Below are 16,486 nucleotides of genomic sequence, written 5' to 3' on the forward strand. Positions count from 1 at the left end.
CACGGCATGAGATGCGAAAAAGTCACGGTATTTCAGTAAGTTGTCTATGAAGCGTTTCGATACATAATTAATGTAGCCTTTCTCGCGTGACCTCGTAACAGTCTAAATCGAAAGTGTTTCGGGCTGGCGAATCTCTGGGGGCAGAGAGAGTCCGGGACAGGGCAACTTGTTGGGCACCATGCGACGCGACCACGCGCCGACAGGCGGAAAAACGCGGCTAATGCGAGGCGCGGCGGCAGCTATGCTTGTCGCTGCGCTATCGGCGGGAGGCTGCACCGGCCTCGATCCCGACGTGGCATCGCCGCAGCTTGTTGTCTCCGACGCCTACAAGGGCAAAAGCGCGCGGCCTTCGCAGCCCACGGCGGGCAGCCCCTACGACTTCGCGGCCTTCCGCTCAAAGAAACTCACCGACCTCATCGCGGCGGGACGCGGCTTCAACCTCGACATCGCCGCCGCCATCGCCCGCGTCGAACAGGCCGAAGCGCAGGTTCGCGTCGCCAGTCAGACGCTCATCCCCATCATTCAGGCCGATGGCAGCGGCACGCGCTCCTTCAGCCACCAAACGGGGCGCGCCGTGCGCGGCGACACAGTCGTGGGTCAACTCGGCGCAAGCTACGAACTCGACTTCTGGGGCAAGAACCGCGCGGGCGTCGCTTCGGCCATGGCTTCGCAGGCGGCCGCCGATTACACCGCCGCAACCGTGGCGATCACGACCGACGCGACCATCGCCACCACCTATTTCGACGCGGTCGCTACGCAAAAGCAGATCGACATCGCGAAGGCGAATTTGCGCATCGCACAGAAGACGCTCGACGCCATCGTCGCGCAAAACAAGGCGGGCACGACATCGGGCCTCGACGTGGCGCAGCAGGAAACGCTCGTCGCCAATGTCAAGGTCACGATCCCGCCGCTTCAGCGCCAGCTCGAACAATACAAGCACGCGCTTGCGGTGCTCGTCGGCCGCGCGCCGGAGTTCTTCTCGTGGCGCGCCGACGACCTTTACAGCATCGCTGTGCCGCAAATCCCGGCGGGGCTTCCGTCCGAGCTTCTGTGTCGCCGCCCGGATATCGCCGACGCCGAGGCGCAACTCGCCTCCCAGCGTTTCCTCGTATCGAAGGCGCGCGCGTCGATGTTCCCGTCGATCCAGCTTACCGGCGCGGGCGGCTTCCAGAGCGTGGCGTTGGCCTCGCTGTTCCAGCCGCAAAGCACCTTCTACAACGCGGCTGCGGGCCTGACCCAACCGATCACGAACATGGTCGAATTGCAGGCGACGCTCGACCAGAACCGCGCGGCCTATACCGAACTGCTCGCCACGTACAAGAAGACCATCATCGCCGCCTTTCAGGATGTGGAAGACGCGCTCGTGGGCTACCGCAAGACTGCGGAACAGGAGCGGCTTCAGCGCGAGGCGGTGCAGGCCGCGCGCCGCGCTTACGAGATTTCGCAGGCGCAGCTTCAGGGCGGTATCATCGACATCACGACGCTGCTTTCCATCCAGCAAACCCTCTTTTCGGCGGAAAACAACCTCGCGCTCGTGCGGCAGGCGCGTCTCGAAGCCGCCGTCTCCCTCTATCGCGCTCTTGGCGGCGGCTGGATCAAGCCCGAGGGCGTCACAGTCGCCGAAGTTCCATCCCTCATCGATATAAAAAGGGCCACGCCATGAAGAGGCTCCTGCCCTGGTTGATCTTTCTTCTGATCACCGCGTTTCTTGCGATTTTCGTCTATAGCGACCGCATTTTCGGCCCGTCGGAGCGTGACGGAGTCGGCACGGCGGGCGGAACTCCCGGCGGCCGTTTTCGTCGCGGCGATCAGGCCGTCTCGGCGGAGACCAAGCCCGCGCGCCTCGAAAACGTGCCGGTCTGGCTCTCCGGCGTCGGTACGGTGCAGGCCTTCAACACGGCGACGGTTCGCGCGCAGGTTTCCGGCCGTCTCATCGAGGTGGCCTACCATGAGGGGCAGGACGTGAAGGCAGGCGACGTGCTCGCCCGTATCGATCCCGTGCTCTATCAGGCCGCCTATGACGAAGCCGTCGCCAAGAAGGCGCAGGACGAGGCGCTGCTCGCGAACGCGCGTCGCGACGCGGCCCGTTATTCGAGCCTCGTCGGCCAGAACTACACCTCGCAGCAGCAGGCCGACACCGCGAAATCGCAGGTTCAGCAATATGAAGCGCAGGTGAAGCAGGATCAGGCGGCCATCGATACCGCGCGCGCGAATCTCGACTACGCCACCATCCGCGCGCCCATCGACGGCCGCACCGGCATCCGCCAGCTCGACACGGGCAACCTCGTTACGTCGGGCGATTCCACCGGCATCGTGGTGATCACCCAGCTCCGGCCGATTTCGGTTGTGTTCACGCTGCCCGAAAGCGTCGTTTCCGACATCATCGAAGCGCAGGCGAGAGCGCCGCTTTCACTTCAGGCACAGACCGGCGGCCGCGTCCTCGGCGAAGGCAAAGTTGCCGTGATCGATAACCAGATCGACCAGTCGACCGGCACCTTGAAAATCAAGGGCACCTTCCCGAACGACGAGAACCGGCTTTGGCCTGGCCAGTTCGTGAACGTCAAGCTCCGGCTCAAGACGCTCGAAAATGCCGTGGTCGTTCCATCCGCTGCTGTGCAGCAGGGCGCCAACGGGGCCTTCGTCTACCGCGTCACACCAGAGAAAACCGCAAGCATCGTCTCCGTAAAGGTGGTGCAGGAAGGCGAGAAGGATGCGGTGATCGGCGAAGGCATCGCGGCGGGCGACGTCGTGGTGACGAGCGGCTTCTCGAACCTTCGGGACGGCTCGAAGCTGAAGCTTGCCGAAGACGAAGCGATCGGGTCTCCGGCGCGGAACGGCGGTGAGCGCAAGAAGGGCGAGCGAGGCGGCAAGGGAGCCGACGCCGCGAAGCCAGAAGGCGCCGGGCGGCCATGAGCGGGCCGACGATGGAAGAACCCGGCGGGGGCGGCGCGCAAGGCCCGGACGCGGCGGGCGCAGATACGTATTCCAGCATTTCCGCGCCCTTCATCGCGCGCCCCATCGCAACGTCGCTGCTCGCGGTGGCGATCTTCCTCGCGAGCCTTCTCGCCTATTCGCTGCTGCCGATCTCGTCGCTGCCGCAGGTGGACTTCCCCGTCATCCAGGTGACGACGCGGCTCCCCGGCACGAACGCCGACACCATGGCGCGCCTCGTGACCGCGCCGCTCGAACGCCAGCTCGGGCAGATCCCGTCGCTCGAAAACATGAGTTCGACGAGTTCGGAGGGGCTGTCGCAGATCACGATGCGCTTCATGCTGAACCGCGACATCAACGCGGCGGGGCAAGACGTGCAGTCCGCGATCAGCGCGGCGGGCGGCTCGCTGCCGCAGAACCTCCCCTACCCGCCCGTCTACGCGAAGGTGAACCCTTCCGATCCGCCTATCGTGACCATTGCGCTCACCTCGCAAAGCGTCTCGCTCGAACGGCTCTCCGACTTCGCCGACACGCTGCTTGCGCCGAGGCTGTCGCAGGTGGCGGGCGTCGGCCGCGTGACGGTGCAGGGCAACATCCGGCCCGCAATCCGCATCCAGGCGAACCCGCTGCAACTCGCGTCCCTTGGCATCGCGCTCGAAACGGTGCGCTCGGCCATCGCGACAGCCAATGTGACAGGCTCGAAGGGCCTCATCAGCGGCCCGGAAAAGTCTTTCATCGTTGGTGCGAACGACCAGCTTGAGACCGCGGGCGCCTATGAAGAGGTTGTGGTCGCCTATCGCAACCAGGCGCCGGTGCTGCTGCGCGACGTTGCGACCGTCGTCGCCGGGCTCGAAAACGAACGCGTCGCCGCGCGCTACAACGGCACGCCCGCCGTCGTCATCGACGTGCAGCGCCAGCCGAGCGCCAACATCGTCGGCACCGTCGACGATTTGAAAACGGTGCTGCCGAAGCTCGTCGATGCTCTCCCGGCGGGTGTGAAGCTCGACATCGTCGCCGACCGCACGGGTACGATTCGCGCATCCGTCGAGGAGGTGCAGTTCACGCTCGTGCTCTCCGTCGCGCTCGTCATCATGGTGGTGCTCCTTTTCCTGCGCACCCTTTCGGCCACGATCGTCGCAGGGATCACGCTGCCGCTGTCGCTCATGGCGGCGTTTGCGGTGATGTATTACGCGGGCTTCTCGCTGAACAATCTCTCGCTCATGGCGCTGACCATCGCGACCGGCTTCGTGGTGGACGATGCCATCGTCATGATCGAAAACGTGATGCGCTATATCGAGAAGGGCGAGAAGCCGCTCGTCGCGGCGTACAAGGGCGCGGGCGAGATCGGCTTCACCATCGTTTCGCTGACGCTGTCGCTCATCGCGGTGTTCATTCCGCTTTTGTTCATGGAAGGCATCGTCGGCCGCCTGTTCCGCGAGTTCGCGCTGACGCTAACCGCCGCCGTTCTTACCTCGATGGTCGTGGCGCTGACGCTCACGCCGATGATGGCGGCCCGGCTCCTGCGGGCACCCCGCCATGGCGAGGCCGCGCCGTGGTATTCGCGCGCTTTCGAGGCGCCGTTCAACGCGCTGCTGGCGGTCTACCGCGTGACGCTCGACTGGGCGCTCAACGCGCGGCGCTTCATGCTCCTCGTTGCGGCCGCGACCTTCGTCCTGACCGTGGTTCTCTATATCGCGATCCCGAAAGGCTTCCTGCCCGATCAGGACACGGGCTTCCTCACCGCCGAGACCGTGGCCGCGCCGGGTGTCTCATTCGAACGCATCAACGCGCTTCAGGCCGAGGTGGAACGAATCATCGCCCGCGATCCCGACGTGCTGGGCGTGGTTTCGGTGATCGGCGTCGGCACCACGAACGCCACGCCGAATGCGGCGCACCTCGCGCTGACGCTGAAGCCCAAGACCGAGCGCACGGCGACCGCGACGGAAATTCTCCAGCGGCTGACTGAGGCGACCGCCGATTTTCCGGGGCTGCGCACCACATTTCAGATCGTGCAGGACATCCAGATCGGCACCACGCGAAGCCGCACGCAATATCAATATGTGATCGTGGGGCTGGACCGCGAGGGCTTCTCCGGCTGGGCGAAGAAACTCGAAACCGAGCTTCAGCGCGACCGCCGCCTGATCCATGTCGCCTCCGACCTTCAGGAAGACGGCAACGCGGTGCTGATCAAGACCGACCGCGTGATCGCCGGTCGCCTCGGCGTCACCATGCAGGCGCTGAACGACACGCTCTACGACGCTTTCGGTCAGAGGCAGATTTCCACGATCTACGGGCAGTCGAACCAGTATCGCGTGGTGCTCGAAGTCGACCCGGCGTTCCAGACAGACGCCGCGGCTCTTGGCGCGATCTATGTGCCGGGGACAGCGATTTCGAGTTCGACCTCGGGCAATGCCTCGACCGGCAACGCGACCGCGAGCGGCTCGACGAACTCCTCCATCACAGCCAAGGCCGCCAGCGGAACGGGCGTCGGCTCGCAAGTGCCGCTTTCGTCGTTCTCGGTCATCGAACGCGCCACGGCGCCGCTGTCGGTCAACCATGTGCAGCAGTATCCCGCCGCAACCATCAGCTTCGACGTCGCGCCGGGCTTCTCGCTCGACGCCGCGGTGCAGGCCGTGACGGACGCGCAGAGCCGCATCGCGCTGCCCTCGTCCATCGCCGGAAGCTATACGGGCGCGGCGGCCGAATTCAACGCCTCGCTCGCGAACCAGCCGCTGCTCATCCTGGCCGCCATTGTCACGATCTACATCATTCTCGGCGTGCTCTATGAGAGCTTCATTCACCCCTTCACGATCCTGACGACGCTCCCATCCGCAGGTATCGGCGCGCTGCTCGCGCTCGAAATCCTCGGCATGGAATTCTCGTTCATCGCGCTCATCGGCATCATCCTGCTGATGGGCATCGTGAAGAAGAACGCGATCATCATGATCGACTTTGCGCTCGACGCAGAGCGCACGCGCGGGCTTGCGCCGTTCGACGCGATCCGCGAGGCGTGCCTCCTTCGCTTCCGGCCGATCATGATGACGACGGTGGCGGCGCTGCTCGGCGCGCTGCCGCTGGTGATCGGAAGCGGCCCCGGCTCGGAACTTCGCATGCCGCTCGGCGTCACCATCATCGGCGGGCTGCTCCTGTCGCAGCTTCTCACGCTCTACACCACGCCCGTGATCTACCTCGCCATGGACGGGCTGAAGCGCAGGCTCGAACGCCGTCTCGGCTTCGACGAGCCGAACTATCCGCCGCCGGCGCTCAGACCGGAACCGGGCCTGCCGGATCCGGGACCTCGTGACCCGAAGCCGCGCGGAACGGGCGGAGGCGGAGCGGCTGGTCTGTTGCCCATCTTCGGCACACCGTCTCTTCCGATGCTGCCGCCGCGCGCCGACTGGCTTCTTCTGCCGTCGCCCGAAGGCAGCACGGCGCTCCCGTCGCCGGACGAACCGCTCGCCCTGCCGCCGCCGGACAAGCCCGCGTCATGAATATTTCCGCGCTCTTCATTCGGCGGCCGGTCGGCACGATCCTTCTTTCGATCGGACTGTTCCTTGCGGGCATCGTGGCCTATTCAGCGCTGCCGGTGGCGAGCCTGCCGAATGTCGACATGCCCGCCGTGCGCGTCAGTGCTTCGCTTCCGGGCGCGGACCCTGAAACCGTCGCCGCCACAATCGCGGCCCCGCTTGAGCGCCGGATCGGCGAAATCGCGGGCGTGAAGGAACTCACCTCGACGAGCGCGCTCGGCTCGACCAGCATCCAGGTGCAGTTCGACCTGTCCCGCAACGCCGACGACGCCGCGCGCGACGTGCAGGCAGCCATCAACGCCGCGCAATCCGACCTGCCGTCCACGCTGTCGCGGCGCCCGACGATCCGAAAGGCGAACGCATCCGCTGCTCCCATCATGATCATGGCGATGACTTCGCCCGTCAGGCGGCCGACCGACCTCTACGACCTCGGCGATCTCATCGCCTCCACCCGCATCAGTCAGGTGAGCGGGATCGCGGAGGTGATGATCGGCGGCGCACAGACGCCCGCCGTGCGCGTCGTGACCGATCCCGGCGCTCTGAAGTCGCGCGGGCTTTCCGCCGAGGACGTGCGCACCGCCATCACGCAGGCGAATTCGCTCGTGCCCATCGGCGTTCTCGACGGCGCGGAAAAATCGACCATCGTCACCGTGAACGGGCAACTTTCGAAGGCCGCCGACTACGAGCCCCTTGTCGTCAAGGTGCGAAACGGCGACGTGGTCCGCATCGGGGACGTTGCGCAGGTTTCGGACAGCACGAGCAACCGACTGTCGGCCGGGTTCTTCAACCGCGAGAACGCGGTGATCCTCATCATCTTCAAGACGTCCGATGCGAACGTCATCGAGACGATCGACAACGTCTATGCGCTCCTGCCGGAATTGCAGCGGCTGCTCCCCGCCGACGTGAAGCTGACCGTTCTGAACGACCGCACGAAGACCATCCGGGCGAGCATTGCCGACATCCAGCATACGCTGATCGTTTGCGTGGCGCTCGTGATGCTCGTCGTGCTGATCTTCCTGCGCCGCACCGTGCCGACGCTTGCGGCGGGCGCGGCTGTGCCGCTTTCGCTTGCCGGCACGCTCGCGCTCATGTGGGCTTCGGGCTACAGCCTCAACAACATCTCGCTTCTCGCCCTTACGATCTCGGTCGGCTTCGTGGTGGACGACGCCATCGTCGTGATCGAGAATTGCTACCGGAACATGGAAGCGGGCATGAAACCGATGCAGGCCGCCCTTGTCGGCTCGCGGCAGATCGGCTTCACCATCGTATCGATCTCGTTGTCGCTGATCGCCGCCTTCATTCCGCTCCTGTTCATAGGCGGCATGATCGGGCGGCTGTTCGGCGAATTCGCCTGGACGCTCACCTACGCCATTCTGATATCCGCCATCGTCTCGCTCACGCTCACGCCGATGGTCTGCGCGCGCTTCATCCGCCGCCTGCCGCGTCCGCGCGAGACGTGGCTCGACCGACGCGTGGAGCCGTTCTTCGAATGGCTTCTTGCCCGCTACGAGCGCACGCTGACATATGGGCTGCGCCATCGCTGGCTGATGCTCGTGGTGACGTTTGCCTCGCTCGCCTTCACGGTCCAGCTTTTCGTGGTGATCCCCAAGGGCCTTATCCCGCGCGGCGACACCGGGCTCATCATGGGCTTCGCGCGGGCGTCTCCCGAATCGTCGTTCGAAGCGGTGAGAGATATTCAGGAGCAGTTAACGGCCATCCTCACGCAAGACCCGGCCATCGAGGGCGTGGCGTCGTCCATCGGCACGGGCGGCGGCCCCGGATCAAGCCAGAGCAACGAAGCGCGGTTTTTCGTGTCGCTGAAACCGATCGGCGAGCGCAAGGACTCCGCGATGGCGGTGATCGCGCGGTTACGCCCGAAATTTGCCGCGATAAAAGGCGTCGACATCTTCATGTTCCCCGGACAGGAGATCATGTTCGGCGGCCGGCAGTCGCGCTCGCAATATCAGGTGACGCTCTGGGGGCCCGACCTCCGGGAAATCGCCGAGTGGCTGCCAAAGGCGCAAGCCGCGATGAAAGCGATCCCCGGCGTGATCGACGTCAATTCGGACCGCGAGAAAGGCGGCCCGCAGGTCACGGTGACCATCGACCGCGTGAAGGCGGCCAAGTTCGGCGTTTCGGTCGCCGACGTGAATTCGGCCTTGAACAACGCGTTCTCGCAGCGCGCCGTCTCCACGGTCTACAGCCTGCGTAATCAGTATAATGTCGTTCTCGAAGCCGATCCCGCGATCCAGACCAGCCTTCAGGGCCTCGACAGCATCTATGTCAAGGGAAGCGCGAGCCAGCAGGTGCCGCTTTCCGCCGTCGCGACCATAATGATGGGCCAAACGCCGCTTTCTGTGCGCCACACCGGTCAGTTTCCTTCGGCGACGATCAGCTTCAACCTTTCGCCGGGCGTGGCGCTCGGCCCCGTAATCCCGCAAATCCTTGAGGCCGGGCGCGATCTCGGCTTGCCGGAGCAGCTTCATTTCGAGCTTTCCGGCGAGACGCTCGCCCAGCAGCAGCAGAGTTCCTCGACGCTGCTGCTGATCCTGGCGGCGCTCGTCACGGTCTATATCGTGCTCGGCATCCTCTATGAAGACCTCGTGCATCCGCTGACGATCCTGTCGACGCTGCCGTCGGCGGGTTTCGGCGCCCTCCTCGTGATGCACGCTGCGGGCGAGACGCTGTCGGTCATCTCGCTGATCGGCATCATCCTGCTCATCGGCCTTGTGAAGAAGAACGGCATCATGCTGGTGGACTTCGCGCTCGACGCGGAGCGCAGGCTCGGCCTGTCGAGCGAGGACGCGATCCGCCGCGCTTGCATCGCGCGTTTCCGGCCGATCCTGATGACGACGCTCGCGGCGATGTTCGGCGCGCTGCCGCTCGTATTCGCGTCGGGGCCGGGCTCGGAGCTTCGCACGCCGCTCGGGCTGACCATCGTGGGCGGTCTCGCCGTCTCGCAGCTTCTCACGATCTACACGACGCCCGTGATCTACCTCTGGCTCGACAAGCTGCGCTGGCGGAAGCGGCGCGCGGCACGCGAGGCGAAGGAACGCGCTATCGCTTGATCGCTTTCTGCAACGCAATAACCAAAGCCATTTATTGCTCTTTGAGGCACCTATAGGCCAGGCGGCGGCAACTCCGCGCGAGCTATTCCGTCGCCGACTCCGGGTCATTCAGGAACTGCTTCAGCCGCTCCGAACGGGGCAGCGCGACGGTGGCGTTTTTCGGCGGGATCGGGCTTTCGAACCACTTCGCGTAAAGCGTTTCGTATGCGCCGGACCTGACCGCGTCGAGGATGGCGGCGTCGACAACCTGCTTCAGCGGCTCGTCCTTCGGCAGCACGAAGGCGTAAGCTGCGCCCGGTTGCCCGCTGTTCAGGAACAGGAAGCCGTCCGGCGATTTCGCCCCCGCCTTCAGGCCCGCGAGCACTGCGTCGTCGTCGAGATAGGCGGCCGCCGCGCCCGTCTCCACGAGCTTGAATGCCTCGGCTGGCGTCTTCGCGTACACGATGGAGATGCCGAGATAGCGCTCGACGCTCTGGCCGAGAATGTAGGGCAGGCCGGGCGAGCCTTGCGGAAGCACGACGGTCTTGCCTTTCAGGTCGTCGATGGCTGAGGGCGTCTTGTAATCCGCGCGGCGGCGGCGAAAGCCTTCCGGTTCGGGGCGCAGCTTCGACGGGACGAGAAAGCGAAGTTCGGACACGTACACGGGTTCGGAAAGCGCGCTCGCTTCGCCAAGGGCTACCGTGTCGGGCGTGGCGGCGCAATCGATGTCGATGTCGCCGTTCGCGGCGAGCGCGGCCTGATCGGCGTCGCTTGTCGCTCGCCAAACGATTGTCAACTCGGGAAGCGCCAGCCTTTGCTTCATCCGGTCGGCCACGAGGGCGCACAGGTCGACCGCGAACCCGGCGGCTTTCTCGTCCGCTGCGTATGAAAACGGCACGGCCGCCTCGCGGTAGCCGAGCGTGATCGCGCCGGTTGCCTTGATCTTGTCGAGACCGCGCCTTTCCGCGATCGTTGCATGCGTTTCGGCGTCCTCGTCCTTGGCCGTGGTCGCTTCGGGGTTTTCGACAGCGGCAGGTTCTGCCGGGGCCGGCGCATCCTCCGCCCTTGCGGCCGTTCCGGCGATACCCAGCAGACAAAGCGCGGCGAAAAGCTGGTGAGGTTTCGTCATGGCTTGCCCTCCCGGAGATCAAGGATCTTGTTCGAAGTCGGCGCGACTTTGACAGGAAAGGGGAAATTTTCTGTTTCCCGCACGCGGCGATTGAGGAAAGCGGGTGCGCTGCTCTTCCTCAAATCACGTAAGTAAACGCCTCGTAGGTGCCGAGTGCGAGATGCTGGTCCATGCTTTGGGCCGGGTTGGTCGATCCCGTACCTTCGATGATCCGCGCGGGAACGCCCACAGCCGTGCAACGCTCGGGCACGCTCTGCGTCACCAGGGAACCCGACGCGATCTTCGAATAGGCACCGATTTCGATGTCGCCAAGGACGATTGCGCCCGCGCCAATCAGTACGCCCGTGCGGACCGCGGGGTGGCGTTCGGTCTTCTCTATGCCGCTGCCGCCGAGCGTAACGCCGTGCAGGATCGACACATCGTCCTCGATCACCACCGTCTCGCCCGCAACGAAGCCCGTCGCATGGTCGAGGAAGAGGCCGCGCCCAAGCCGCGCGCCGGGGTGAATGTCCGTCTGGAAAACCTCCGAGGATCGGCTTTGCAGGTAGCGGGCGAAATCGGGTTTGCCGTTGTCCCACATCCAGTGGGCCAGGCGGTGAGTCTGGATTGCCGCGTAGCCCTTGAAGAAAAGGAACGGTTCCAGAAGTCGACCGGAGGCGGGGTCGCGTTCGATCACGGCCTTCAGATCCGCGCGTCCTGCCGCGCCTATGGTCGGGTCGGCGTCTGCGGCTGCCCGGAACTGCGCGCGTAGTGTTGGCGCCGCAATCGCGTTGTTGCCGATCCGGCCCACGAGCGTCTCGATGAGGGCGCTTTCGAATGTGGCCGCACCGAGGATGGCGTCGTAAAGGGGGGCAAGCGCCGCTTCGCCGCTGCGAGCCTGTTCGGCCTCGGACTGAAGTACGGTCCACACGGCATCGTCCGCCGGAACCGGAGCGCCAGTGCGAAGAATGGCCGAAGCTTTTTCGTTGAGCGGAGCGTTCAAGAAGCACCTATGCTTTTCCTTGCGGATGGCATTATAACCGGCACGATGCTATCAAGGGAATAATTGTTTATCACGAAGCGGAAATAGGCTAATGTTTAGGAACATATGCTGCATAATTCTGGAACAGAAGAAATATATGCTACATTTGCACGTCGATCAAAAATCGCTTTCGTTTGAAACAGGGTCGCAGCCAGAATTAGGAGATCCCGTCAATCGGGCCGTCGCAGCCGGGAAGGCGAGAGGAATACGATATGGAGAATGTTCGCGGGCGAACCGTACTTGTCACCGGCGCTTCTGCGGGCATCGGCAGGGCGTTCGCCAAGGTGTTCGCGGCGAAGGGGTGGAATGTGATCCTGACCGCGCGCCGTCTCGACCGGCTCGAAGCGCTCGCCGCCGAGATCGAGGCGAAATACAAGGTCGGCGCCATCGCCATCGAGCAGGATCTCGCCGCCCCCGACAGCGTGGAGAAACTCATCGCCGCGATCAGCGACCGGCGCGTGCTGACGGTGGACGGGCTCGTGAACAACGCCGGATTCAGCATTCCCGGCCATTACGCGAAGACGACATGGGCCGATCAGGACCGCTTTCTTCGCGTCATGGTCACGGTGCCGTGCGAACTCGCGCATGTTCTGCTTCCGCCGATGGTGCAACGGCGCTTCGGACGCATCGTCAACGTCGCGTCGGTGGCCGGGCTGATCCCCGGTTCGGCGGGGCACACGCTTTACGGCGCGTCGAAGGCGTTCCTCATTCGCTTCTCGGAATCGCTCCTCCTCGAAAACCGCGATGCCAATGTGCTCACGACCGCGCTTTGCCCCGGCTTCACCCACACCGAGTTTCACGACGTGATCGGCACGCGCGACAAGGTGTCGAAATATGGCAAGGCGTGGTGGTCGACGGCGGCGGAAGTGGCGGTCGCGGGCTATGACGGCGTGATGGAAGGCAACCCCGTTGTCGTCGTCGGACGCCGCGCGAAGCAGATTTCCGCGCTCATGAAAGTCTTGCCCGAAAGCGTCGCGCTTGGCATGGTTGGCCGTCAGTCGAAGACCTTCCGCTCGGAGGAACCGGGCGCTTCAGAGCAAGAGCCATCATGACCGCCGCCATCGTCATTCCGGCGCGATACGCGTCCACGCGTTTCCCCGGCAAACCGCTGTGCCTCCTTTCCGGCGTATCCATGCTTGAGCGCGTCTGGCGCATAGCGTCGAGCGTGAAACAGGCGTCGCGCGTGGTCATCGCCACCGACGACGAACGCATCCGCGATCATGCGCTGGCTTTCGGCGCGGAGGTCGCGCTCACCTCGCCCGACTGCGCGAACGGCACGGAGCGCGTGCATGAGGCAGTCGGCCGCGCGCATATCCGCGAGGACATCATCCTGAACCTTCAGGGTGATGCGCCGCTGACACCGCCTTGGGTGCTGGAAGCCATGATCGACGAGATGATCATAGACCCGGCGCCGGAAATCGTGACGCCAGCCGTGCGCCTCCAGGGTCCGGCGCTCGCGGAATTTCTCGCCCACAAGCAAGAGCGCCCTGCGAGCGGCACCACCGTCACATTCAACTTGCGCCGCAACGCGCTCTACTTCTCGAAAGCCGTGATACCGCATATCCGCAGCGAAGGGCATGCCTGGATCTACCGGCACATCGGTCTGTACGGGTACCGGAAGACCGCGCTCTCTCGCTATGTGGCGCTCGCGCCGACGCCGCTCGAACAGACCGAAGGGCTGGAGCAACTCCGCGCGCTCGAAAACGGCATGACGGTGCGCATCGCCGTGGTGAACTATCGCGGGCGCACGCACTCATCCATCGACGCGCCGGGCGATGTGCCTGTCGCAGAGGCGATCATCGCGCGCGAGGGTGAACTGATCGACGGGCTTCGCTGAGGCGGGGCGGCTGGCCGCAGCCGATTTTTCCGCTCCCGGCTTTTCCGAAAGCGCAGCTCCTGCTAAGTTTGCAACGCCGCACCGCTTCGGCGGCGAGGCGTTGCAGACATCCATAGGGCATGCGTGATGCTTCTTGTTCTCGCTCGGCATGGCAACACCTTCGAGGCGGGCGAAAAGCCCGTCTGGGTTGGCGCGCGCACCGATCTGCCGCTCACCGAAAAGGGCCGGGAGCAGGCGGCCGCGCTCGGCGAAGCTTTGAAGCCGTTCGCGTCGCGCATCCGCCGCATCGCAGCCGGTCCGCTCGCCCGCACGCGCGAGCACGCTGAAATCGCCGCCGCGACCGCTGGCTTGTCCGCTCCCGTGGACATCGACGACCGCCTGCGCGAGATCGATTACGGCGACTGGGAGGGCAAAAGCTCCGAAGAAATCGAGGCGGCAGGCGGCGCGGCGGCTCTTGCCGCGTGGAACGAGCGCGGGGTCTGGCCGATTTCCGCCGGCTGGCTCCCCTGCACCTACGCCATCGACGCGAGGGCGTCGGCGTTGGCGGGTGAAGCCGCGCGCGATGCGACGACAGAAGACGCCGCGCTGTTCGTCACCAGCAACGGCGTGCTGCGCTATTTCCTCAAACTCGTGCCGGGCGCGTTTGAAGCCGCCGCCGCAGACGGCACCCTCAAGGTCGGGACGGGCCATGTTTGCGCGCTGTGGCTCGATGGCGACGCGTGGCGCATCGTGCTTTGGAACGCGAAGCCGGGGGAGCTTGCTTCCGTTGCACATTGATGCTCTCCGGTAAAGAGCCGGAAGAGCATGTCGACTCCATCTTTCGCGGCGCTTGTATCAGAGCGAACGGTCCACCGTTTACGACAGCGTCGGCGCGTGCTCCGCTTCCGGCGCGAGCACCTCGTCGGGCGACGAGCCGTCGAGCTTCGCGCCGGGCGCGATGTTCACGAGCGGCGGGAAGTCGTCGGGCGTGATCGTCTCCTTTGCGAGAAGCAGCGCCGTGCCCTCGTCGAGATCCTTGCGGCGCGCGTTAAGCGTTTTCTTCGCAGTCGCATAGGCGTCGTCCACGAGCTTTTTCACGGCGAGGTCGATCTCGCGGTTCGTCTGGTCCGAATAATCCTTCGGCTTCCCGATCAGGCCCTCGCCGAGAAACGCCTGACGCTGCGACTCGTAGACCCGCTGGCCGAGCCCCTCGATCATGCCGAAGCGCGTCACCATCTGGCGCGCGATGTCGGTGGCGCGGTCGATGTCGTCGGCGGCGCCGGTCGAAATCTCGCCGAAGACGATTTCCTCCGCCGCGCGGCCGCCCATGAGCACGCTCATGCGGTTCAGAAGTTCGCCGCGCTGGATCACGAAGCGGTCTTCGGTCGGCCGCTGCATGGTGTAGCCGAGCGCGCCGATGCCGCGCGGGATGATCGAGACCTTGTGGACCGGATCGACTCCCGGCAGCGCGGACGCGACGAGCGCATGGCCCATCTCGTGATGGGCGACGACCTCCCGCTCCTTCTTCGACAGCACGCGCGAGCGCTTTTCGATGCCCGCCACGAGCCGCTCCACCGCGCGGGTGAAGTCGTCCATCGTGATGTGTTCTCCGCCGCGCCGCGTTGCGCCGAGCGCCGCCTCGTTCACGAGGTTCGCAAGGTCCGCGCCCGAAAAGCCGGGCGTGATGGCCGCGACCTGTTCAAGGTCGACGTCCTTACCGGCCTTTATGCGTTTGATATGCACGTTGAGGATTGCGACGCGCGCGTTCTTGTCGGGGCGGTCGAGCCCGATCTGCCGGTCGAAGCGCCCCGCGCGCGTCAACGCCGGGTCGAGGATTTCGGGCCTGTTCGTGGCGGCCAGCAGCACGATGCCTTCGCGCGGGTCGAAACCGTCGAGTTCGGCGAGAAGCTGGTTCAGCGTTTGCTCCTTCTCGTCGTTGCCGCCGCCCGCCATGCCCGCCGCGCGCGTGCGTCCGAGGCTGTCGAGTTCGTCGATGAAGATGATGCAGGGCTTCATCTTGCGCGCCTGCTCGAACAGGTCGCGTACGCGCGCGGCGCCGACGCCGACGAACATCTCCACGAATTCGGAACCGGAGATCGAGAAGAACGGCACGCCCGCCTCGCCCGCGACCGCGCGCGCGAGCAGCGTCTTGCCGATGCCGGGAGGTCCGACGAGCAGGATGCCCTTCGGCACCCGCGCGCCGAGTCGGCCGTAATGATCCGGGTCTTTCAGGAAGTTGACGATTTCCTTGAGTTCGCCCTTCGCCTCGTCCGCGCCCGCCACGTCGTCGAAGCTCACGCCTGTGACCTTCTCGACGTAGATTTTCGCGCGAGACTTGCCGACGCTCATCAGGCCGCCGACGCCCTGCTTGTCGGTCATACGGCGGATGAAGAAGGCCCAGATCGCGAAAAAGATAAAGATCGGCAGCACCCACGAAAGGATTTCGCGAAAGATGTTCTGCCCGGAGCTGCCGGAAAATTCGATGCCCTGCTTTTCGAGTTCTGTCGCAACCGCCGGGTCGACGCGGGTGGTCGAAAAGAATTTCTTGCCGTCCTGCGGCGTCTTGAACTCGCCGCGGATCTGGGACGGCCCGACCACGACGTTCGTCAACTGGTTCTCTTTCAGAAGCTGCTGGTAGCGGCTGTAGGGCACCGGCTCGATTTCGTTGTAATTCGCCCAATAGACCTGAAACAGGAGCAAAAGCCCGAGCGCAACCGCGAGGTAGGTGAGATTGAGTTTGTTCTTCTTGTCCATCGTCCCGTCCCAAAATTGCGCCACGCCGAAAAAACCGGTTTGCGCGGCCCACGCCTCGGCCTGTACTCCCGGCAATAAACCACCCCGATATGAAGGGATTCCTCAACGGAAGGGCCGAACCGCTGCCCCGTTATGCTAAAAGGTCAAGTAAGTACTGGAACCCGTTCCGTGAAGGCGGAATGCGAAAATCGCGGTACGAGAAGCGCGGCAACTTCACGCCAGGATGCGATGCTGCGCCCGCTCGCATATCGCAACGCCTAC

10 protein-coding genes are annotated in these 16,486 nt (G+C 64.6%); 7 read left to right on the forward strand and 3 right to left on the reverse strand.

Translation table 11 applies throughout. From position 1 onward, the window contains the following. Nucleotides 1–241: 241 nt before the first annotated feature. From KKP04_RS01425 to KKP04_RS01440, 4 genes are read left to right on the forward strand one after another with little or no spacing between them, the layout of a single operon-like run. Nucleotides 242–1,663 carry an efflux transporter outer membrane subunit gene (locus KKP04_RS01425; RefSeq protein ID WP_215025501.1) on the forward strand — a complete coding sequence of 474 codons (1,422 nt, stop codon included), beginning with the start codon at nt 242–244 and terminating at the stop codon, nt 1,661–1,663. Beyond that, a complete protein-coding gene (locus KKP04_RS01430) occupies nt 1,660–2,913 on the forward strand; it encodes an efflux RND transporter periplasmic adaptor subunit (RefSeq protein ID WP_215025504.1) in 1,254 nt (417 codons plus the stop codon). The genes KKP04_RS01425 and KKP04_RS01430 overlap by 4 nt, the downstream gene beginning before the upstream one ends. Then, nucleotides 2,910–6,422 carry an efflux RND transporter permease subunit gene (locus KKP04_RS01435; RefSeq protein ID WP_215025507.1) on the forward strand — a complete coding sequence of 1,171 codons (3,513 nt, stop codon included), beginning with the start codon at nt 2,910–2,912 and terminating at the stop codon, nt 6,420–6,422. Before KKP04_RS01430 ends, KKP04_RS01435 begins: the two co-directional genes overlap by 4 nt. Then, nucleotides 6,419–9,526, forward strand: a complete 3,108-nt coding sequence (locus KKP04_RS01440; RefSeq protein ID WP_215025510.1) for an efflux RND transporter permease subunit — start codon at nt 6,419–6,421, stop codon at nt 9,524–9,526. Before KKP04_RS01435 ends, KKP04_RS01440 begins: the two co-directional genes overlap by 4 nt. 82 nt (nt 9,527–9,608) lie before the next feature. On the opposite strand, the gene KKP04_RS01445 is transcribed toward KKP04_RS01440, so the two are convergent. Both KKP04_RS01445 and epsC read right to left on the reverse strand, forming a co-directional pair. Beyond that, a complete protein-coding gene (locus tag KKP04_RS01445) occupies nt 9,609–10,634 on the reverse strand; it encodes an amino acid ABC transporter substrate-binding protein (protein WP_215025513.1) in 1,026 nt (341 codons plus the stop codon). A gap of 118 nt (nt 10,635–10,752) precedes the next feature. After that, the gene (gene epsC, locus KKP04_RS01450) at nt 10,753–11,616 is read right to left on the reverse strand and encodes a serine O-acetyltransferase EpsC (protein ID WP_251133815.1); all 864 of its coding nucleotides are present in this window, start codon (nt 11,614–11,616) and stop codon (nt 10,753–10,755) included. A gap of 251 nt (nt 11,617–11,867) precedes the next feature. On the opposite strand from epsC, the gene KKP04_RS01455 reads away from it, so the two are divergent. The 3 genes from KKP04_RS01455 to KKP04_RS01465 all read left to right on the forward strand — a co-directional run bounded on the left by KKP04_RS01455 (nt 11,868) and on the right by KKP04_RS01465 (nt 14,269). Continuing rightward, the gene (locus KKP04_RS01455; protein WP_215025516.1) at nt 11,868–12,707 is read left to right on the forward strand and encodes an SDR family oxidoreductase; all 840 of its coding nucleotides are present in this window, start codon (nt 11,868–11,870) and stop codon (nt 12,705–12,707) included. Further along, entirely contained in the window at nt 12,704–13,492 is a 789-nt protein-coding gene (gene kdsB / locus KKP04_RS01460) for a 3-deoxy-manno-octulosonate cytidylyltransferase (protein ID WP_215025519.1), read from the forward strand. Before KKP04_RS01455 ends, kdsB begins: the two co-directional genes overlap by 4 nt. 126 nt (nt 13,493–13,618) lie before the next feature. Continuing rightward, nucleotides 13,619–14,269 carry a histidine phosphatase family protein gene (locus tag KKP04_RS01465; RefSeq protein ID WP_215025522.1) on the forward strand — a complete coding sequence of 217 codons (651 nt, stop codon included), beginning with the start codon at nt 13,619–13,621 and terminating at the stop codon, nt 14,267–14,269. Nucleotides 14,270–14,347: 78 nt separating this feature from the next. Here the strand turns inward: KKP04_RS01465 and ftsH are convergent, their stop codons facing one another. Next, nucleotides 14,348–16,225, reverse strand: coding sequence for an ATP-dependent zinc metalloprotease FtsH (gene ftsH, locus KKP04_RS01470; RefSeq protein WP_215025650.1), 1,878 nt, complete (start codon nt 16,223–16,225; stop codon nt 14,348–14,350). Nucleotides 16,226–16,486 lie beyond the last annotated feature (261 nt).

The sequence above is a fragment of the Rhodomicrobium sp. Az07 genome (genome assembly GCF_018619475.1).
Lineage (GTDB): Bacteria > Pseudomonadota > Alphaproteobacteria > Rhizobiales > Rhodomicrobiaceae > Rhodomicrobium.

Bases quoted from the DNA above. Each gene is read 5' to 3' on its own strand.
- KKP04_RS01425 (WP_215025501.1), top strand. From the start codon at position 242: ATGCTTGTCGCTGCGCTATCGGCGGGAGGCTGCACCGGCCTCGATCCC.
- KKP04_RS01430 (WP_215025504.1), top strand. From the start codon at position 1,660: ATGAAGAGGCTCCTGCCCTGGTTGATCTTTCTTCTGATCACCGCGTTT.
- KKP04_RS01435 (WP_215025507.1), top strand. From the start codon at position 2,910: ATGAGCGGGCCGACGATGGAAGAACCCGGCGGGGGCGGCGCGCAAGGC.
- KKP04_RS01440 (WP_215025510.1), top strand. From the start codon at position 6,419: ATGAATATTTCCGCGCTCTTCATTCGGCGGCCGGTCGGCACGATCCTT.
- KKP04_RS01445 (WP_215025513.1), bottom strand. From the start codon at position 10,634: ATGACGAAACCTCACCAGCTTTTCGCCGCGCTTTGTCTGCTGGGTATC.
- KKP04_RS01455 (WP_215025516.1), top strand. From the start codon at position 11,868: ATGGAGAATGTTCGCGGGCGAACCGTACTTGTCACCGGCGCTTCTGCG.
- kdsB (WP_215025519.1), top strand. From the start codon at position 12,704: ATGACCGCCGCCATCGTCATTCCGGCGCGATACGCGTCCACGCGTTTC.
- KKP04_RS01465 (WP_215025522.1), top strand. From the start codon at position 13,619: ATGCTTCTTGTTCTCGCTCGGCATGGCAACACCTTCGAGGCGGGCGAA.
- ftsH (WP_215025650.1), bottom strand. From the start codon at position 16,225: ATGGACAAGAAGAACAAACTCAATCTCACCTACCTCGCGGTTGCGCTC.